This window comes from Streptomyces roseicoloratus, assembly GCF_004117935.1.
GTDB classification, from domain to species: Bacteria; Actinomycetota; Actinomycetes; order Streptomycetales; family Streptomycetaceae; genus Streptomyces; species Streptomyces roseicoloratus.
This window is the reverse complement of record NZ_SDOY01000143.1, coordinates 85086-104090: the sequence shown is the minus strand read 5'-3', so window position 1 is coordinate 104090 and position 19005 is coordinate 85086. Positions and strand designations below refer to the sequence as shown.

The following is a 19005-nucleotide window of genomic DNA, read 5'->3' as shown; positions in this document are numbered from 1 at the left end:
CGTACTCGGCGCCTCCCTTCCCCGGGGTCTGCCGGGCGCACGGCGCGGGAAGAGGTGACAAACCACCACGAAACGTCGGCGATTCCGCCGGTCGGGTGACTCTGTTCTAATGGGTTGCTCTTTTGTCGGCGGCGGTCCATGGGGGCGCGGTGTTGGATGTGCAGAGCGGTTCCGCGGCGGAGACCTCCGTCCCCGAAGCCGACGGCGGCAGGCCGGACGGCGGCCTCGCGACGGCGCCCGCGCGGCCGTACGCGATCATCGCGACCGTCCTCGGCGCCCTGTACTTCCTGTACTCCTGGATCCGGTACGAGCGCTTCCGCTCGCCCTCCTGGGACCTCGGGATCTTCGAGCAGTCCGTCCGCGCCTACGCGGAGCTGCGCGCGCCGATCGTCGACATCAAGGGGCCCGGCTTCCTCATACTCGGGGACCACTTCAGCCCGGTGACGGCGCTCCTCGCGCCGCTCTACTGGGTGTGGTCCTCCCCGCTCGCCCTGCTCCTCGCCCAGGCGGCGCTGTTCGCCGCCTCCGCCGTCGTGGTCGGCCGCACCGCGCAGCAGGTGCTCGGCAGCCGGGCCGCCGGCATCTCGCTGACCGTGGCGTACGGGCTGTCCTGGGGCCTGCAGGAGGCGGTGAAGTCCGACTTCCACGAGATCGCCTTCGCCGTCCCGCTGCTCGCCCTGGTCTGCCGGGCCCTGCTGCTCGGCCGCTGGAGCGCGGCGGCCGGCTGGTCCGTGCCGCTGGTGTTCGTCAAGGAGGACATGGGCCTGACCGTCGCCATGGTCGGCGCGGTCCTCTTCGTGAAGGGCCGGAAGCGGCTCGGCGCGGCCCTCGCCGGCTTCGGGACGGCCTTCTTCGCGCTGACGGTGCTGGTGCTCATCCCGGCGGCGAGCCGGGTCGGCCAGTACGACTACTGGGCCAAGATCGAGAAGGGCGGCGACGGCGCCGAGGTGTCCTTCCTCGACTCCGTGCTCGGCGCCTTCCAGCACGGCGAGAAGTGGGAGATGCTCCTCTTCCTCGTCGGCGTCACCGGCTTCCTCTGCCTGCGCTCGCCGCTGATGCTGCTCGTGCTGCCGACCCTCGCCTGGCGCTTCCTCTCCCACGACCCCAACCACTGGGGCATGTACTGGCACTACAGCGCGATCCTCATGCCGGTGGTCTTCCTGGCCCTGGTCGACGCGGTCCGCGCGGTGCGCACCTCGCCGCGGCCCTGGCTCGTGGCGTACGGGAAGGTCGCCGTCCCGGTCGTCACCGCGGTCGCGCTGGTGCACGCCCTGGACATGCCGCTGCGCGAGCTGACCAAGCCCGAGACCTACGCCGTCGACGCCCGCACCCTCGACGCCCGGCGGGCGGTGGCGGCGGTGCCGGAGGGCAGCAGCGTGGAGACCAACGTGACGCTGATGGCCCACCTGACCGGCGACCACACGGTCTACTGGGTCGGCGGCGCGCAGGGCGTGAACCCCGACTACCTCGCCTTCGACCTCGCCTCCGGCTGGTCCCAGCCGGTCACCGACCCGGTCGGCCTCGCCGCACAGCTGCACCCGGAGGCGCGGTACGCGGTGACCGAGCAGGCGGGGCAGTTCGTGGTGCTGAAGCGGCAGTGAGCGGCACGGGCCGCCCCGCCGCACGCGGAAGGGGCCCGGGCACGCGGAAGGGGCCGGGTTCCTGTCGGAACCCGGCCCCTTGCCGTACGGACGCGGTGGCTCAGACGCGCGGACGCTTGAACCAGGCGGCACCGTCGGACTTCGCGACGAAGACCAGGACCAGGATCGCGAGGACCAGGTGGATCAGGCTGAGCGGGAACCACGGGTAGAGGCTGAACACGATCGTCAGCGAGGAGAGCACGATCAGACCGACGCGCGCACCGCTGCCGCCCTTGCCGCACTGGATCGCACCCCAGATCGCGCCCGCCAGGAACAGGATGGCGAGGACGATCAGCGCGTAGATCATGCCGGTGCCGAACTTCGTGACCGCGTCGAAGTTCGAGTCCGCCTTGAGCGACGGGTCGTCCTTGAGCTTCTGGACCGCGGCGAGGCCGAGAACCAGGAGCGCCAGGCCGATGACCTGGAGGCCCGCGATCACCCAGAGCATGACCCGGGCGGCCTTCACGCCGCCGGGCATCTCCATGGGCGCGCCGGGGTAGCCGCCGCCGTACGCCGGCGCCGCCGGGTAGCCGTAGCCCTGCTGCGGCGGGACGCCCTGCGGGGACTGCTGCGGGTGGCCATAGCCGGGCTGCTGCCCCTGCTGCTGGCCGTAGGGGTTGTTCGGGTCGCCGAAGCTCATCGGGAGACTCCTCCGTTGTTTCCTGTGCGGGGACGACGCGGCCCTGCGCGGAGGAGATGTCACCACGTGTTTCACGACGTATGAGCGGTTCTGCCCCCCGGCACTGCTCGCGGAACTGCGCAGATCATCGTGGTCAGAACGTCCACCCCTTGTCCAGTCGGTAGACGGCGCAGTTGTGCAAGTGCAATCTCCGGATCCGAATTGGAATCCGGCGGGGGTCATCCGGGAGGATGGCCGCATGAGCGCCCAGATTCTCGATGGCAAGGCCACCGCAGCCGCGATCAAGTCCGATCTGACCGCCCGAGTGGCGGCCCTCAAGGAGCAGGGCGTCACGCCCGGCCTCGGCACGATCCTGGTCGGCGACGACCCGGGCAGCCAGAAGTACGTCGCCGGCAAGCACCGCGACTGCGCCCAGGTCGGCATCGCCTCCATCCAGCGCGAGCTGCCCGCCACCGCCACCCAGGCGGAGATCGAGGCCGTCGTGCGGGAGCTCAACGAGGACCCGGCCTGCACCGGATACATCGTGCAGCTGCCGCTGCCCAAGGGCATCGACGAGAACCGCATCCTCGAGCTGATGGACCCGGCCAAGGACGCCGACGGCCTGCACCCGATGAACCTCGGCCGGCTGGTCCTCAACGAGCCCGCGCCGCTGCCCTGCACGCCGTACGGCATCATCCAGCTGCTGCGCAAGCACGGCGTGGAGATCAAGGGCGCCGAGGTCGTGGTCGTCGGTCGCGGCGTCACCATCGGCCGCCCGATGCCGCTGCTGCTCACCCGCCGCTCCGAGAACGCCACCGTCACCCAGTGCCACACCGGCACCAAGGACCTCGCGGCGCACCTGCGGCGCGCGGACATCATCGTCGCGGCGGCCGGCGTGCCCCACCTGATCAAGCCGGAGGACGTGAAGCCGGGCGCGGCCGTGCTCGACGTCGGCGTCTCCCGCAACGACGAGGGCAAGATCGTCGGCGACGTGCACCCCGGTGTCGCCGAGGTGGCCGGCTGGATCTCCCCGAACCCCGGCGGCGTCGGCCCGATGACCCGGGCCCAGCTCCTGGTCAACGTCGTCGAGGCCGCCGAGCGCGCGGCCGGGGTCCGCTGACCGTGTCCTCCTCCGACGCCTCCGGCGGCCCGGAGACCCCGGAGGAGCCCGCCGAGGGCGGCGTCGCCGGTCTCGGCGGCGGCACGGCTTCGCGTCGGCACCCGCGGGCCACGCTCACCACCACGACCGCCCGCCCCGAGGGCGGTGGCCGGGCCGCGCCCGGCGACGCGTCGGCGCCCGCGCGCCAGTGGCCGCTGCTGACCGTGCTCGGTCTCGCCGCGCTCGGTCTGCTGATCGTCGGCACGGACCTGTTCCCGCAGTCGTTCCGGGTCGGCACGCTGCTCGTCGGGGCGGCGCTGCTGACCGGGGCGGTGCTGCGCCGCACCCTGCCGTCGGTCGGGATGCTCGCGGTGCGCTCGCGCTTCACGGACATGATCACGTACGGCGTGATGGGAGGGCTCATCGTGCTGCTGGCGCTCATGGTGCAGCCGGCGCCGTGGCTGCGGATCCCGTTCCTGGAGGACATCCTCCACCTGACCCTCACCTGACGGCCGGGAGCGCCTGAGGTCACGGCCGCCTGACGGTCACGGCCGCGTGGGGCCGGCACCGCCTGACGGCCGGCACCGCCTGGCGGCCGGCACCGCCTGACGGTCACGGCCGCCTGGCGCGACCCGAGGCGTCACCCGGGATCGCGGGCTCACCCGAAACGATGACGGCGCCCGTCCTCTCCCCCGTGGGAGGACGGGCGCCGCTGCGATCAAGGGTCATGTACGTGCCAACGTGGTTCAAGGCCCGCCGGGCCGTTGTGGCACGGAGGTGACGGAGGTGACCATTCCGCTACGTGCCACGGCGCCTGCCGGCGCCCGGCCCGGAACCCGTCCCGGGGGCGTCGGCAGCCGGGTGGCAGTGAGCCGCACCACAAGGGGGTGGAGGTGCGCACCGGTCCCGGTCCGATAGCCTGACGCCGGATATCTCTTCACGTCGAGACATCGATCGATCACGAGGAGCCGTCCAGCCTCAGGGGCCGCCTTCAGGGACACCTCAGGGGCAAGGGAAACCCCACCCGCCAGCTGTCTTACGGAGATCGCCATGACCCGCACTCCCGTGAATGTCACCGTGACCGGCGCGGCCGGCCAGATCGGCTACGCGCTGCTGTTCCGCATCGCCTCCGGCCACCTGCTCGGCGCGGACGTGCCGGTCAAGCTGCGCCTCCTCGAGATCCCCCAGGGCGTCAAGGCCGCCGAGGGCACCGCCATGGAGCTCGACGACTGCGCCTTCCCGCTCCTCAAGGGCATCGACATCTTCGACGACCCGAACCAGGGCTTCGACGGCGCCAACGTCGCCCTCCTCGTGGGCGCCCGCCCGCGCACCGCCGGCATGGAGCGCGGCGACCTGCTCGCCGCCAACGGCGGCATCTTCAAGCCGCAGGGCCAGGCGATCAACGCCCACGCCGCGGACGACATCAAGGTCCTGGTCGTCGGCAACCCGGCCAACACCAACGCCCTGATCGCCCAGCAGTCCGCCCCGGACGTCCCGGCCGAGCGCTTCACCGCGATGACCCGCCTGGACCACAACCGCGCCCTGACGCAGCTGGCCCAGAAGACCGGTGCCTCCGTCGAGGACATCAAGCGCCTCACCATCTGGGGCAACCACTCCGCGACGCAGTACCCGGACATCTTCCACGCGGAGATCGCCGGCAAGAACGCCGCCGAGGTCGTGAACGACGAGGCCTGGCTCGCCGACACCTTCATCCCGACCGTCGCCAAGCGCGGCGCCGCGATCATCGACGCCCGTGGCGCGTCCTCGGCCGCCTCCGCCGCCAACGCGGCCATCGACCACGTCCACACCTGGGTCAACGGCACCGCCGAGGGCAACTGGACCTCCATGGGCATCCCGTCGGACGGCTCCTACGGCGTCCCGGAGGGCCTGATCTCCTCCTTCCCCGTCACCTGCAAGGACGGCAAGTACGAGATCGTCCAGGGCCTGGAGATCAACGACTTCTCCCGCGCCCGCATCGACGCCTCGGTCCAGGAGCTCTCCGAGGAGCGCGACGCGGTCCGCGAGCTCGGCCTCATCTGAGAGCCGCGCCTCTGACGTGACGGTGCCCCTGGCCGCCGCCGGCCGGGGGCACCGCCGTGTCCGGCCTCAGGGCGTGCGCCGGGCCGGCGCCCCGGTCCCCTCGGCCGTCGTCTCCGCCGCCTGACCGGCCGCCGGCCCGGGGGCGCGGCCGACGGCCGGTCAGGCGGCCGGGCCGGGGGCCGGAACAGTGGCCGGACCCGCCGTCAGGCCGGCGGCCAGGCCGGCGAGGTGTGCCAGCGTGCGGCGCAGGAGACCCGGGCCGAACGTGATCCGGGTGGCGCCCAGCGCGCCGAGCTCGGCGCACGACGGGTCGCCCGGCCGCGCCAGGAAGTTGAGCGGGCCCTCGACACCCGCCGCCCGCAGCCGCGGCAGGTCCGCGGGCGGCGCGAGGACCGGGAAGACGCAGTCCGCGCCCGCCGCGCGGTAGAGCACCGCCCGCTCGGCGGCCTCCTCGGCCGTCCCGCCGTGGAGGTAGGTGTCGACCCGGGCGTTGACGAACAGCGCCGGCCCGGCCGCCGCCCGTACCGCCGCGAGCCGTTCGGCCTGCTCGCGCGGGTCGCGCAGCCGGTGGCCGGAGCGGTCGGAGTCCTCCAGGTTCAGTCCGACCGCGCCGGTCTCCAGGACCCGCGCCACGAGCTCCTCGGCCGGCAGCCCGTAGCCGTCCTCCAGGTCGGCGCTGACCGGCACGGACACCGCCCGCGCGATCCGCGCCACGGCCGCCAGCATCTCCTCCGGCCGTGTGGTCCCGTCCGGGTTGCCGAGCGCCGCGTCGATCCCGGCGCTCGGCGTGGCCAGGGCCGGGAAACCGGCCTCCTCGAAGACCCGCGCGGAGGCCGCGTCCCACGGCCCCGGCAGGACCAGCGGCCGCCCGGCCGGCCGGTCGAGGTGCAGGGCACGCAGGACGTCGGCGCCGGCGGACCCGGCGGGGGAGGCGCTCATCGCCTGGACCCGCCCGGCGTGTAGTGGCCCGGTGTGAAGCGGCAGGTCACGGCGATCCGGTTCCACGAGTTGATCGCGATGATCGCGCCGATGACGTGCGCCAGCGAGGTCTCGTCGAAGTGGCGGGCGGCCTCCGCGTACACCTCGTCGGGCACGAAGCCGTCGGTGAGCACGGTGACCGCCTCGGTCAGGGCGAGGGCGGCCAGCTCGCGCTCGGTGTAGAAGTGCCGGGACTCGCGCCAGGCGGCCAGCTGCACGATCCGCTGGACGCTCTCGCCGGCCGCGAGCGCGTCCTTGGTGTGCATGTCCAGGCAGAAGGCGCAGTTGTTGATCTGCGAGGCACGGATCTTGACCAGCTCGTACAGCGTCGGGTCCACGTGCTTCGCCGCGGCGATCTCCAGGCGGGTCATGGCCTTGTAGAACTCGGGGTGCAGCTCGGCGAAGGCCAGCCGCGGCGGGTGCTCGGGAGCGAGGGCGCCGTGCGGCGCGCTCTGCGCCGCGCCCTGTGCGCCGGTGGCGGCGGTGGGGGCGGCCGTGCCGGCGCCGGTGGTCGCCGCGGTGGTCACGGGTGCGCCGGTCGTGGGTGCGGTGGTCGTGGATGCGGTGCCCGTCGTCGTGGTGGTCATGCCGTCGACCGTACGGTCGGGGTGGTGCCCGGGTATGGTCCATTCCCATGGCGGATGACTGGGCCACTTTCGGCGCCGACCTGCACCTGGAGCTGCGCGGGCAGGGCCTGCGCGACGGACTCATGAACGCCCTGCGGGAAGCCGTGCGCAGCGGGCGGCTCACGGCCGGGACCCGGCTGCCGTCCTCGCGTTCGCTCGCCGTCGACCTGGGCGTGGCCCGCAACACCGTCGCCGACGCGTACGCGGAACTGGTCGCCGAGGGCTGGCTGACCGCGCGGCAGGGTTCCGGCACCCGTGTGGCCCCGCGCTCGGCGCCCCGGCCCGCGCCGCGCCGCGCGGCCCCGTCGGGCGGCGCCGCCGCCGTCACCCCCGCGTCGCGCAAGCCCGCCCACAGCCTGCTGCCCGGCACCCCCGACCTCGGCTCCTTCCCGCGCGCCGACTGGCTCAAGGCGGCCCGCAAGGCCCTCATGGCCGCGCCCCACGAGGCCTTCGGCTACGGCGATCCGCGCGGCCGGATCGAACTGCGCACGGTGCTCGCCGAGTACCTGGCGCGAGCCCGTGGCGTCCACGCGCGGCCCGAACGGATCGTCGTCTGCTCGGGGTTCGTGCACGGCCTCATGCTGATGAGCCGGGTGATGCGGGAGCGCGGGGTGCGGGAGGTGGCCGTGGAGTCGTACGGACTCGACGTCCACTGGGACCTGCTGGGCCGCGAGGGCATCCGGATGCCGGCGCTGCCCTTCGACGAACGGGGCACCCGCACCGAGGAGTTGGGGACCGGTGCCCTGGACCGGGTCGGTGCGGTCCTGATGACGCCCGCCCACCAGTTCCCGACCGGCGGCGCCCTCCGGCCCGACCGGCGGGCCGCGGCCGTCGACTGGGCGCGGGCCTCCGGCGGCCTGATCCTGGAGGACGACTACGACGGCGAGTTCCGCTACGACCGCCAGCCCGTCGGCGCGCTGCAGGGCCTCGACCCGGAGCGGGTCGTGTACCTCGGCACCGCCAGCAAGTCCCTCGCGCCGGGGCTGCGGCTCGCGTGGATGGTGCTGCCGGAGCACCTGGTCGACGAGGTGGCGGCGGCGAAGGGCGATCTCGACTGGATGTCCGGCGTCACCGACCAGCTGACCTTGGCCGAGTTCCTCGCGTCGGGCGCGTACGACCGGCACGTACGGGCCATGCGGCTGCGCTACCGGCGGCGCCGCGACCAGCTCGTCGCGGCCGTCGCCGAGTGCTCGCCCGGGACGCGCGTCAGCGGCATCGCGGCGGGTCTGCACGCCGTGCTCGAACTCCCGGCGGGCACCGAGGAGTCGGTGATCCGGGCAGCGGCCTTCCAGGGGCTGGCGCTGAACGGGATCAACCGCTTCCGGCACGCCGACGTGCCGCGCGGGCGGGACGCGTTGGTGGTGGGGTACGGGACGCCCACGGACAGTGGGTGGGCGGGGGCACTGGGGGCGTTGTGCAGGGCGCTGCCGTAGGGGGCCCGGAGCTTCGCCCCGGGGCGGAGGGTCCTCGCCGTCGTCGGCTGGGCCGGCCTTCCGGTCGTCGTGGGGCCGGTCCGGTCAGTGCTGGTGCTGCGCGTCCGCGGTCGCTTCCGGTGTCGCCGGAGGCGGGGGTTCGCCGAAGCGGGCGAGGGTGAGGGAGCCGGTGACGGCGATGCCGAAGCCGAGGAGGGCGAGCCAGGCGAGGCCGTCGCGGGTGCGGTCGCCGAGCCAGACGACGCCCGCCACCGCGGGGCCGATGGTCTCGCCGAGGACCAGGCCCGCGGTGGCGGTGGTGACCGCGCCGCGGTGGAGGGCCGAGGTGTAGAGCAGGAAGGCGCTGCCGCCGCCGACCAGGAGGGCGTAGAGGGCGGGGTCGGTGGGGTCGGGCGAGTCGATCAGCCGGACGGCGATCTCGACCACACCGAAGCCGATGCCGCCCGCGAGGCCGAGGGTCAGGGCCCGTGACCGTTCCGGGAGCCGGCCGGCCGCGGCGCCGATGAGCAGCACGCCGAAGGCCGCGGCGAGCAGGCCCCATTCCAGGATCGCGCCCGGATTCTCGTGGCCCTCCTCGCCGGAGGCGAGCGCCAGCATGGCGAGGCCGAGGCACACCACCGCGACCGCCGCCCACTCGACGCGGCGGAGCCGTACCTTCAGCATCCGGGAGGCGATCACCGCCGTGACGGCGAGGCTGGCCGCGAGGGAGGCGCCGACCGCGTAGATCGGCAGGGTGCGCAGCGCGACGACCTGGAGCACGAAGCCGAGCCCGTCCATGCCGAGCCCGGCCACGTAGCGCCACTGCCGCAGCGCCCGCCACATCAGCGCCACGTCGACGCCGCCGCCCGTGCCGGGCTCGGCCGCCCTGGCGCCGAGCGCCTGGAAGACCGAGGCGGCCCCGAAACAGACGGCGGATCCGAGTGCGCACATCATCCCAAGGAGCACGAAAGGGACTCTAGTGCGACGGGGCTCCGACGGGATTCCACGCCGGGCCTACACTGTGCGATCGCAACCGGGCGCGGCGACCGCCTCGTCCGGAGAACAGGGGAGACAGGGGAGGACAGGGTCGTGCGCAGACTGAGGTCGACCACGGTGGTACTCGGTGGGGTGGGCATGCTCGCGGCGACGCTCACCGCCTGCTCCTCGGAGCCCGACCGGCGCTGCGTGGACCCGGTGACGTACAAGGAGCTGCCGGACTACAAGTGCGACAGCGACGGCCGCAGCGGAAGCAGCAGCAGCTCCAGCGGCCGCTACTACTACGGCGGCTCGTCCAGCAAGGGCAAGGTCAGCGGCGGCAGCTTCGACAGGTCCGCGGTCGACAGCGGCGGCTTCGGCGGCCACCGCTCCTCCTCCGGCGGCTGATCCGGCCGTGGAGCGCCACACCATCGAGCCCCGCCCCGGCTGGCAGCGGACCGTCGAGGAACAGGGCCTGATCTACCCCCTGACCCGCTACCCCGACGGCTCGCTGCGCCCCTACTGGGACGAGAGCGCCTACTACTCCTTCAGCCTGCCCGAGGTCGAGGCACTGGAGGAGGTCGTCGAGGAGCTGCACGCCATGTGCCTGGGGGCGGCGGCGCACATCGTCGAGAAGGATCGTTTCGCCGAGCTCGGCATCACCGATCCGCGGCTCGCCTCCCGGGTCGCCGAGTCCTGGCGCCGCCGGGCCGAACTCCCCACCGTCTACGCCCGCTTCGACCTGCGGTACGACGGCACGGGCCCGGCCAAGATGCTGGAGTACAACGCCGACACGCCCACCTCCCTGGTGGAGGCGGCGAGCCCGCAGTGGTTCTGGATGGAGGAGCGCTTCCCCGGCGCCGACCAGTGGAACTCGCTGCACGAGCGGCTCGTCGACGCCTGGAAGCGGCAGGCCCACCTGCTGCCGCCCGGCAGCCCGGTGCACTTCGTCCACTCCGAGGACGACGAGCTCGGCGAGGACCTGATGACGGTCGCGTACCTGCGCGAGACCGCCCAGCAGGCCGGACTCGACACCGAGGCGCTCTCGGTCGAGCGGATCGGCTGGGACCGGATCTCCCGGCGCTTCGTCGACGAGCGGCTCCGCTTCATCCGCGCCTGCTTCAAGCTCTACCCGTGGGAGTGGCTCACCACGGACCGCTTCGGCCCGCACGTCCTCGACACCCTCGACAACGGCGGCGGCACCGGCACCACCTGCTGGATCGAGCCCGCCTGGAAGATGCTGCTCTCCAACAAGGCGCTCCTCGCGATCCTGTGGGAGCTGCACCCCGGGCACCCCCACCTGCTGCCCGCCTATCTCGACGGCCCGCGCGAGCTCGCCGCCGGCCCCGGCTACGTCTCCAAGCCCCTGCTCGGCCGCGAGGGCGCGGGCGTCGTCCTGCACGAGCCCGGCGCGGTGCCGGTGCCGCGCGACGAGCCCTGCGTCTACCAGGAACTGGCCCCGCTGCCCGACTTCGACGGCAACCGGGTGGTGCTCGGCGCGTGGACCGTCGGCGACGAGTCGGCGGGGCTCGGGATCCGCGAGTCGACCGGCCCGGTCACCGACGAGTACGCCCGCTTCGTCCCGCACGTCATTCTCTGACGCCGTCTCCCAGCGGCCCGGGCTCCGGACCGGCCGCCTCCGCCGCGTCCAGGACGCGGCGGAGGTTCACCGGTCGGCGGAGGTTCACCGGTCAACAGCCGTCCCGGCCGGCCTGCCCCGTCCCGGCCGGCCTGCCCCGTCCCGGCGGCCGTACCCTGCGTCACGTCTCCGACAGCACCGCCCGCAACTGCTCCAGCCCCCAGTCCAGGTCCTCCTTCGAGATCACCAGCGGCGGAGCGATCCGGATCGTCGACCCGTGCGTGTCCTTCACCAGCACACCCCGCTCCATCAGCCGCTCCGACACCTGCCGCCCCGTCCCCTTCGACGGCGCGATGTCGACGCCCGCCCACAGGCCGCGCCCGCGCACCTCCTCCACCGCGCCGCCGCCCACCAGCAGCCTCAGCTCCGCGTGCAGGTGCTCGCCCAGCTCCGCCGCCCGCTGCTGGTACTCGCCGGTCCGCAGCATCGCGATCACCTCGAGGCCCACCGCGCAGGCCAGCGGATTGCCGCCGAACGTGGAGCCGTGCTCGCCCGGCCGGAACACCCCGAGGACGTCCCGGTCCGCGACCACCGCCGACACCGGCACGACACCGCCGCCCAGCGCCTTGCCGAGCACGTAGACGTCGGGCACCACGTCCTCGTGCTCGCAGGCGAAGGTCTTGCCCGTACGGCCCAGACCGGACTGGATCTCGTCCGCCATGAACAGCACGTTCCGCCGAGCCGTCAGCTCCCGCACCCCGCGGAGATAGCCGGGCGGCGGGACCAGCACACCCGCCTCGCCCTGGACCGGCTCCAGGAGCACGGCCACCGTGTTCTCCGTGACCGCCGCCTCCAGCGCCGTCAGGTCGCCGTACGGCACGATCTCGAAGCCCGGCGTGTACGGGCCGTAGTGGTCGCGCGCCTCGTGGTCGGTGGAGAAGCTGACGATCGTCGTCGTCCGGCCGTGGAAGTTGTTCGCCGCGACGACGATCTTCGCGTGCCCGTCCGGCACGCCCTTCACCTCGTAGCCCCACTTCCGCGCGGTCTTCACCGCCGTCTCCACGGCCTCCGCGCCCGTGTTCATCGGCAGCACCGTCTCCTTGCCGCACAGCTCCGCCAGGCGCGCGCAGAACTCCCCGAACCGGTCGTGGTGGAAGGCCCGCGAGGTGAGCGTCACCCGCTCCAGCTGGGCCCGCGCGGCGTCCAGCAGGCGCCGGTTGCCGTGACCGAAGTTCAGCGCCGAGTAGCCGGCGAGCATGTCGAGGAAGCGGCGCCCCTCGACGTCGGTCATCCACGCCCCCTCGGCGGAGGCGACGACGAGGGGAAGCGGGTGGTAGTTGTGGGCGCTGTGCGCGTCCGCGGCAGTGATCTCGTCTTGCGTCTTCGACACGGGATCTCCGTTCGTCCTGCGGCTGGGGCGGGTGTGGCTCCCCTTCTTATCGTCGCTCGCCGGCCGGCCCGGGAAACCTGCCGCGACGGCGCGCCCGCCGGCCCGGCCGGGACGTGTGTTCCGCGTCTCACCGCCCCACGGCGGGCGGGCAGTCCGGGAACGCTCCCCGCACCTGAGAGAATGATGAGCATGGCCTCTGATCGACCTCGTGTGCTCTCCGGAATCCAGCCCACCGCAGGCTCGTTCCACCTCGGCAACTACCTCGGCGCCGTCCGTCAGTGGGTCGCGCTGCAGGAGTCCCACGACGCCTTCTACATGGTCGTGGACCTGCACGCGATCACGGTCCCGCAGGACCCGGCCGAGCTGCGCGCCAACACCCGGCTCGCCGCCGCCCAGCTGCTCGCCGCCGGTCTCGACCCGGAGCGCTGCACCCTCTTCGTCCAGAGCCACGTGCCCGAGCACGCCCAGCTCGGCTGGGTCATGAACTGCCTCACCGGCTTCGGCGAGGCCTCCCGCATGACCCAGTTCAAGGACAAGTCCGCGAAGCAGGGCGCCGACCGCGCCACCGTCGGCCTCTTCACGTACCCGATCCTCCAGGTCGCCGACATCCTGCTCTACCAGGCCCACCAGGTCCCGGTCGGCGAGGACCAGCGCCAGCACATCGAGCTGACCCGCGACCTCGCGGAGCGCTTCAACGGCCGCTTCGGCGAGACGTTCACGATCCCGTCGCCGTACATCCTCAAGGAGACGGCCAAGATCTACGACCTGCAGGACCCGGCGGTCAAGATGAGCAAGTCGGCGTCCACCCCCAAGGGCCTGATCAACCTGCTCGACGAGCCGAAGGCGACGGCGAAGAAGGTCAAGAGCGCGGTCACCGACACCGACACGGTCATCCGCTTCGACCCGGAGAACAAGGCCGGCGTCTCCAACCTGCTCACGATCATGTCCGTGCTCACCGACACGTCGGTCGCCGACCTGGAGAAGAGCTACGAGGGCAAGATGTACGGCGCCCTGAAGACGGACCTGGCCGAGGTGATGGTGGACTTCGTCACACCGTTCCGGACCCGCACCCAGGAGTACCTGGACGACCCGGAGACGCTGGATTCCGTGCTGGCCAAGGGCGCGGAGAAGGCCCGCGCGGTCGCCGCCGAGACCCTCGCGCAGACCTACGAGCGGATCGGCTTCCTGCCCGCCAAGCACTGAGGCGGACACCGGGTCCGAGGACTCTGGCACAAAGGGTGGTGCAGGACGCACACTGGCGGCTGCACCACCACACATTTCCACGCACGACGGACGACGCACGACGCACGACGGAGGAGAACGACGTGGGGACCGTAACGCTCGGCGTTTCGATCGCGGTCCCGGAGCCTCACGGCAGCCTGCTCCAGGAGCGGCGCGCGGGCTTCGGGGATCCCGCCGCGCACGGCATCCCGACCCATGTCACCCTGCTCCCGCCGACCGAGGTGGACGAGGAGCGGCTGCCGGAGATCGAGGCGCACCTCGCCGGCATCGCCGCGCTGAGCGAGCCGTTCACGATGCGGCTCGACGGCACCGGCACCTTCCGGCCGCTCTCCCCGGTCGTCTTCGTGAAGCTCGTCGAGGGCGCCGCCGGCTGCGACCTGCTCCAGCAGCGGATCCGCGACGCGGCCGGACCGGTCCCGCGCGAGCTGCAGTTCCCGTACCACCCGCACGTCACCGTCGCCCACGGCATCGCCGAGGAGGCCATGGACCGCGCCTTCGAGGAGCTCTCCGGCTACGCGGCGCGGTGGACCTGCCGCTCCTTCGCGCTGTACGAGCAGGGCGCGGACGCGGTGTGGCGCAAGCTGTGCGACTACGAGTTCGGCAGCGGCCGCACCATCACGGCGGTCCCGGCCCAGGGCGGCAGCCCGGTCGACACCCCGGCGACGACACCGGCGGTCTGAGCCGGCTGCCCTGCCCCCGGGCGGAGGCCGGGCCCGAGCCGGGACCGGCCCGACCTGGGACCGGCCCGAACAGGACCGGCCCGACCCGGACCGGCCCGACCCGGACCGGCTCGACCCGGACCCGTACGGCAGGCGTGCAAGCGGGCAGGCGCGCAGGCTCGGCCTGCCGCCAGACCCGCGAGCAAGCTTGCCGGCAGGCCTGATCCTCCTCGCCGTCACACCGGCAGGCGCCGGAACAGCGGGCGCGGCACGTGCCGCAGCGCCGACATCACCACGCGCAGCGCGCCCGGCACCCACACCGTCTCCGAGCGGCGCCGCAGCCCCAGCTCGATCGCGGTCGCGACGGCCTCCGGCGTGGTCGCGAGCGGCGCCTCCTCCCGGCCCGCGGTCATCCGGGTGCGCACGAACCCGGGCCTGACCACCATCACGTGCACGCCCGTGCCGTGCATCGCGTCCCCGAGCCCCTGCGCGAAGGCGTCGAGCCCGGCCTTCGACGAGCCGTAGATGAAGTTCGCCCGCCGGGCCCGCTCACCGGCCACCGAGGACAGCACCACCAGCGAGCCGTGGCCCTGCGTCTGGAGGGCCTGGGCGCAGACGAGACCGGCCGAGACGGCGCCGGTGTAGTTCGTCTGGGCGACCCGTACGGCCGCGAGCGGGTCGGACTCGTCGCGCACCTGGTCGCCGAGGACGCCGAAGGCGAGCAGCACCGTGTCGACGTCACCCTCGGCGAAGATCTTGCCGAGCCGTTCCTCGTGCGACGCGGTGTCCAGCGCGTCGAACGGGACGGTGTGCACGTCGGCACCGAGCGCGCGCAACGAGGCGGCCGCGGCGGTGAGGCCGGGGGAGGGGCGGCCGGCCAGCCACACCGTGCGGGTGCGGCGGGCGATCAGCCGGCGGGCGGTGGCGAGGCCGATCTCGGAGGTGCCGCCGAGAACGAGCAGGGACTGGGGTGCGCCGAAGGCGTCCTTCATGGCGTACGGCCTCCAGGGTGAGGGCGGGACGGGCGGGGGCGGGGTGAGGACGGGACGGACGGGACCGGACAGGAGGGGACGGGAGGGGCCGGGAGGGGAGGGGACCGGACCGGACGGGAGGGGCGGCGGGGACGGCGGGGACGAGTGTGTGTGTGTGTGTGTGTGTGTGTGTGTGGGCGGGCCGGGCGGCGGGCTCCGGGGAGAGCCCGGGGCTCACAGACCGAGGCGACGGGCCAGGTCGGAGACGAAGACGGCGTGCGGGTCGAGCGCGGCGCGGAGCTCGCGGAAGTCGGCGAGCCGCGGGTACATCGCCGCGAGCAGCTCCGGCCGCAGCCGGGAGTCCTTGGCGAGGTAGACCCGCCCGCCGGCCGCGACGACCTCCTCGTCCAGCTCGTCGAGGAAGGCACCGAGACCGCTGAGCGAGGCCGGGATGTCGAGCGCGAGGGTCCAGCCGGGCATCGGGAAGGACAGCCAGCCGGGATCGGCCTCGCCGAAGCGCTTGAGGACGGCGAGGAAGGACGGACAGCCGCGGGTCGCGATCCGGCGCACGACCCGGCGCAGGGTCTCCTCCTGCCCGTGACCGACGACGAACTGGTACTGCACGAAGCCACCGCGCCCGTAGACCCGGTTCCAGTGCGGCACGCCGTCGAGCGGGTGGAAGAAGGAGGAGAGCCGCTGGAGCCGGCCCGTGGAGCGGCGCGGGGCCTTGCGGTACCAGAGCTCGTTGAAGAGGCCGACCGTGGTGCGGCCGAGCAGGCCCTCGGGGACGTACGCGGGCGGGGACGGCAGCTGTCCGGGCCGGAACGCCAGGGGCGAGCGGCGGGCGCGCCGGGCGCGTACCGGCAGGGCGTCGTACGGGGCGTGGTCGCCGCGGGTGAGGACGGCGCGGCCGGTGGAGGCGCCGCGGGCGAGCAGGTCGATCCAGGCGACGGAGTAGCGGTGGCGGTGGTCCCCGGCGGTCAGCCGGGCCATCAGGTCGTCGAGGTCGGTGGCCCGTTCGGTGTCGACGGACATGAGGGAGGTCTCGACGGGGAGCAGCCGGAGGGTGACGGAGAGGATCACGCCGGTCAGGCCCATGCCGCCGGCGGTGGCGTCGAAGAGGGGGGTGCCGGGGGCGACGGTGTGGACGTGGCCGTCGGCGGTGAGCAGGTCGAGGGAGACGACGTGGCGGGAGAACGAGCCGGAGACGTGGTGGTTCTTGCCGTGGATGTCGGCGCCGACGGCCCCGCCGACGGTGACGTAACGGGTGCCGGGGGTGACCGGCACGAACCAGCCGAGCGGCAGGAGCACCTCCATGAGGTGGTGCAGGCTGACGCCGGCGTCGCAGACGACGAGCCCGGCCTCGGCGTCGACGGCGCGGATCCGGGCGAGCGCGGTCATGTCGAGCACGGAGCCGCCGGCGTTCTGGGCGGCGTCCCCGTAGGCCCGGCCGAGACCGCGCGCGATCGACCCCCGGGCGCCGCAGGCGCGGACGGCGGCCGCGGCCTCCTCGTACGTACGCGGACGGATCACGCGCGCGTGCGTGGGGGCGGTGCGGCCCCAGCCGGTGAGGGTGTCGATGCCGACGTCCTCGGCGGAGTCCTCGGCGGAGTCCGCGGCGGCGGCGAGTGCGGGGTCGGCGTCGGGGTCGAGGGCGGGGGCGACGCGGGTGTCGACGCCCGTCTCGAAGTCGGTCTCGGCTGCCATGGAGTGACCGTATAGCCGGGACTGTCGCTTATGCCGGGATTGGTGGGCGGTTCGTCGAAATGGGTGATTAAACGAGTGTCAGGAAAGCGTGCCGTGCCGAAGGCCGCCTCCGGGCGTCAGAGTCGCCCCTGGTTGACGGCACACCGGGGAGGCGGGTGAGAAGCATGCGACACACGGAGCGGACAACCGCCCCCGAAGCAACCCCCGCCGCGAAGGCCCCCGGCGGGGGCGGCACGGCCGGACAGGGGCCGGGGTCCGGGATCGGTACCGAGGCCGTGGTCCGTTCGGAGTCCGGGACCCGGGCCGGACGCGGGGCCGCCGTCGGCGGCACGGCTGCCCGCGCCGCCCGCGCCGCGGGCGCCGCGATCGACCGGCGTGTGCTGGAGGTGGCGCGGGGCGCCGGGCGGTGGCCCGTCGTGGGCGGGCTCGCGCGTGGCCTCTCGCACGGCGGCGAGCACGCCGCGCTCTGGCTCGCCGCCGGGACCACCGCCGCCGCGCTCGATCCGGCACGGCGCACGGCCTGGCTGCGCGGCACCGCACTCGTCGCGGCCGCGCACCTGGCCGGGATGGGCGTGAAGCGGGTCGTACGGCGCCCCAGGCCGCACCCCGAGCGGTACGCACCCCTGGTCCGCACCGCCGGACGGCACTCGTTCCCCAGCTCCCACGCGAGCTCGGCCGCCGCCGCGGCCGTCGCCTTCACCGTGCTGCATCCGCCGCTCCGGCCCGTCGCCGTCCCGGCCGCCGCGGCGATGTGCCTCTCGCGGCTGGTCGTCGGCGTCCACTACCCGAGCGACGTCGCCGCCGGCGCGCTCCTCGGCGCGGCCACGGCCGCGGCCGGCCGGGCCTGGCTGCGCGCGACCCCCTCGGGAGGCACCCGTGGCTGAACGGGCCGCGTCCACCGCCACCTCGACGGCCACCGCCACCTCGACGGCCACGGGCGCCTCCACGGCCACCGCCACCTCCACGGCCACGGGCGCCTCCACCCCGGCCGCCGCCGGCCCGGCCCCCCTCGGCCCGACCGCCACCCGCCCGGCCGCCACGGGTCCGACCACCACCGCCGCCACCACCACCGCCACCACCCTCCTCGACCCGCCCGGTGCGTCACCCGCCCCACCCGCCTCACCGGCCCGCACCTCCGCCCGCCCCGGGACCCTCGCCCTCGCCGCCGGGCTCGTGCGCACCGCGCGGCCCCGGCAGTGGGTCAAGAACACCCTCGTCGTCGCCGCGCCCGTCGCCGCCGGACAGCTCGCCTCCTGGCACAGCGCCGCCCGACTCGGCCTGGTCTTCGCCCTGTTCACGGCCGCCGCCTCCGCCGTGTACCTCGTCAACGACGCCCGCGACGCCACCGCCGACCGCGCCCACCCCGTCAAACGGCACCGCCCGGTCGCCGCGGGACTCGTCCCCGTACCCGTGGCGTACGCGACCGGCGCCGCCCTCGGGCTCGGCGCGGCGGTCGCCGCCGCGGCGCTGTGCAACGCGATGACGGCGCTGCTCATCGCCGCGTACCTGGCGATGCAACTCGCCTACTGCGTCCGCCTCAAACACGTCCTCGTCGTCGACCTCACCGTGGTCACCACCGGCTTCCTCATGCGGGCGATGATCGGCGGGATCGCGCTCGACATCCCGCTGTCGCGCTGGTTCCTCATCACCACCGGATTCGGCGCGCTGTTCATGGTGGCGGCCAAGCGCTACTCCGAGGCCGTACAGATGGAGGAGGCCCGGGGCGCCACCCGGGCGCTGCTCACCCAGTACACGGCCGGGTACCTCCGTTTCGTCTGGCAGCTGGCGGCCGGGGTCGCCGTCCTCGGCTACTGCCTGTGGGCCCTGGAGAGCGGCGGCGTCGCGACCGGCTCGCTGCTGCCGTGGCGTCAGCTCTCCGTGGTCGCCTTCGTGCTGGCCGTCCTGCGGTACGCGGTCTTCGCGGACCGGGGCACGGCCGGCGAACCCGAGGACGTGATCCTGCGCGACCGGCCGCTCGCGGTCATCGGCCTGGTGTGGGCGGCGATGTACGGCATGGCGGTCGCGGACCTGTGAGCACCGGCGGACCTGTGAGCACCGGCGGACCTGT

The 19005-nt window shown here is 73.8% G+C and carries 18 protein-coding genes; 11 read left to right on the top strand and 7 right to left on the bottom strand.

Going from position 1 to position 19005, the window contains the following annotated elements; all coding sequences use genetic code 11:
• Positions 1-149: 149 nt before the first annotated feature.
• The gene (locus ESG85_RS23605; RefSeq protein WP_128982466.1) at positions 150-1601 is read left to right on the top strand and encodes a DUF2079 domain-containing protein; all 1452 of its coding nucleotides are present in this window, start codon (positions 150-152) and stop codon (positions 1599-1601) included.
• Between the two features lie 100 nt (positions 1602-1701).
• Here ESG85_RS23605 and ESG85_RS23600 read toward each other — a convergent pair whose 3' ends face one another.
• On the bottom strand, positions 1702-2280 hold the full coding sequence (locus ESG85_RS23600; RefSeq protein ID WP_128982464.1) for a hypothetical protein: 579 nt from the start codon (positions 2278-2280) through the stop codon (positions 1702-1704).
• 238 nt (positions 2281-2518) lie between these two features.
• Here ESG85_RS23600 and ESG85_RS23595 point away from each other — a divergent pair, with 238 nt between their 5' ends.
• The 3 genes from ESG85_RS23595 (at position 2519) to ESG85_RS23585 (ending at position 5398) form a co-directional block, all read left to right on the top strand.
• A complete protein-coding gene (locus ESG85_RS23595) occupies positions 2519-3379 on the top strand; it encodes a bifunctional methylenetetrahydrofolate dehydrogenase/methenyltetrahydrofolate cyclohydrolase (protein ID WP_128982462.1) in 861 nt (286 codons plus the stop codon).
• 2 nt (positions 3380-3381) lie between these two features.
• Positions 3382-3867: a DUF3017 domain-containing protein gene (locus tag ESG85_RS23590; protein ID WP_374050283.1), complete on the top strand. Its 486-nt coding sequence runs from the start codon at positions 3382-3384 to the stop codon at positions 3865-3867.
• Positions 3868-4408: 541 nt separating this feature from the next.
• A complete protein-coding gene (locus ESG85_RS23585) occupies positions 4409-5398 on the top strand; it encodes a malate dehydrogenase (RefSeq protein ID WP_128982460.1) in 990 nt (329 codons plus the stop codon).
• 159 nt (positions 5399-5557) lie between these two features.
• Here the strand turns inward: ESG85_RS23585 and ESG85_RS23580 are convergent, their stop codons facing one another.
• Together ESG85_RS23580 and ESG85_RS23575 are read right to left on the bottom strand one after the other, a co-directional pair.
• Positions 5558-6337: an isocitrate lyase/PEP mutase family protein gene (locus ESG85_RS23580; protein WP_128982458.1), complete on the bottom strand. Its 780-nt coding sequence runs from the start codon at positions 6335-6337 to the stop codon at positions 5558-5560.
• Positions 6334-6903 carry a carboxymuconolactone decarboxylase family protein gene (locus tag ESG85_RS23575; protein ID WP_425471272.1) on the bottom strand — a complete coding sequence of 190 codons (570 nt, stop codon included), beginning with the start codon at positions 6901-6903 and terminating at the stop codon, positions 6334-6336. The genes ESG85_RS23580 and ESG85_RS23575 overlap by 4 nt, the downstream gene beginning before the upstream one ends.
• Before the next feature lie 107 nt (positions 6904-7010).
• Here ESG85_RS23575 and pdxR point away from each other — a divergent pair, with 107 nt between their 5' ends.
• Entirely contained in the window at positions 7011-8435 is a 1425-nt protein-coding gene (pdxR, locus tag ESG85_RS23570; RefSeq protein WP_128982454.1) for a MocR-like pyridoxine biosynthesis transcription factor PdxR, read from the top strand.
• Positions 8436-8519: 84 nt separating this feature from the next.
• Here pdxR and ESG85_RS23565 read toward each other — a convergent pair whose 3' ends face one another.
• Entirely contained in the window at positions 8520-9368 is an 849-nt protein-coding gene (locus tag ESG85_RS23565; protein WP_128982502.1) for a DMT family protein, read from the bottom strand.
• Between the two features lie 180 nt (positions 9369-9548).
• On the opposite strand from ESG85_RS23565, the gene ESG85_RS23560 reads away from it, so the two are divergent.
• A complete protein-coding gene (locus ESG85_RS23560) occupies positions 9549-9797 on the top strand; it encodes a hypothetical protein (RefSeq protein ID WP_128982500.1) in 249 nt (82 codons plus the stop codon).
• Between the two features lie 7 nt (positions 9798-9804).
• The gene (locus ESG85_RS23555) at positions 9805-10989 is read left to right on the top strand and encodes a glutathionylspermidine synthase family protein (protein WP_128982451.1); all 1185 of its coding nucleotides are present in this window, start codon (positions 9805-9807) and stop codon (positions 10987-10989) included.
• Between the two features lie 160 nt (positions 10990-11149).
• Here the strand turns inward: ESG85_RS23555 and rocD are convergent, their stop codons facing one another.
• The gene (rocD, locus tag ESG85_RS23550) at positions 11150-12358 is read right to left on the bottom strand and encodes an ornithine--oxo-acid transaminase (protein ID WP_128982449.1); all 1209 of its coding nucleotides are present in this window, start codon (positions 12356-12358) and stop codon (positions 11150-11152) included.
• A gap of 189 nt (positions 12359-12547) precedes the next feature.
• Between rocD and trpS the strand changes: the two genes are divergently transcribed.
• Together trpS and ESG85_RS23540 are read left to right on the top strand one after the other, a co-directional pair.
• Positions 12548-13561: a tryptophan--tRNA ligase gene (trpS, locus tag ESG85_RS23545; RefSeq protein ID WP_128982447.1), complete on the top strand. Its 1014-nt coding sequence runs from the start codon at positions 12548-12550 to the stop codon at positions 13559-13561.
• A gap of 122 nt (positions 13562-13683) precedes the next feature.
• The gene (locus ESG85_RS23540; protein WP_128982445.1) at positions 13684-14280 is read left to right on the top strand and encodes a 2'-5' RNA ligase family protein; all 597 of its coding nucleotides are present in this window, start codon (positions 13684-13686) and stop codon (positions 14278-14280) included.
• 215 nt (positions 14281-14495) lie between these two features.
• Here ESG85_RS23540 and dprE2 read toward each other — a convergent pair whose 3' ends face one another.
• Both dprE2 and dprE1 read right to left on the bottom strand, forming a co-directional pair.
• Complete coding sequence (gene dprE2 / locus ESG85_RS23535; protein ID WP_128982443.1) at positions 14496-15251, bottom strand: decaprenylphospho-beta-D-erythro-pentofuranosid-2-ulose 2-reductase; 756 nt, start codon at positions 15249-15251, stop codon at positions 14496-14498.
• A 213-nt stretch (positions 15252-15464) separates the two neighbouring features.
• On the bottom strand, positions 15465-16937 hold the full coding sequence (gene dprE1, locus ESG85_RS23530) for a decaprenylphosphoryl-beta-D-ribose oxidase (protein WP_128982441.1): 1473 nt from the start codon (positions 16935-16937) through the stop codon (positions 15465-15467).
• Positions 16938-17302: 365 nt separating this feature from the next.
• Between dprE1 and ESG85_RS23525 the strand changes: the two genes are divergently transcribed.
• The gene (locus ESG85_RS23525; RefSeq protein ID WP_374050396.1) at positions 17303-17821 is read left to right on the top strand and encodes a phosphatase PAP2 family protein; all 519 of its coding nucleotides are present in this window, start codon (positions 17303-17305) and stop codon (positions 17819-17821) included.
• Positions 17814-18971: a decaprenyl-phosphate phosphoribosyltransferase gene (locus tag ESG85_RS23520; protein ID WP_246095236.1), complete on the top strand. Its 1158-nt coding sequence runs from the start codon at positions 17814-17816 to the stop codon at positions 18969-18971. Before ESG85_RS23525 ends, ESG85_RS23520 begins: the two co-directional genes overlap by 8 nt.
• Positions 18972-19005: the final 34 nt, after the last annotated feature.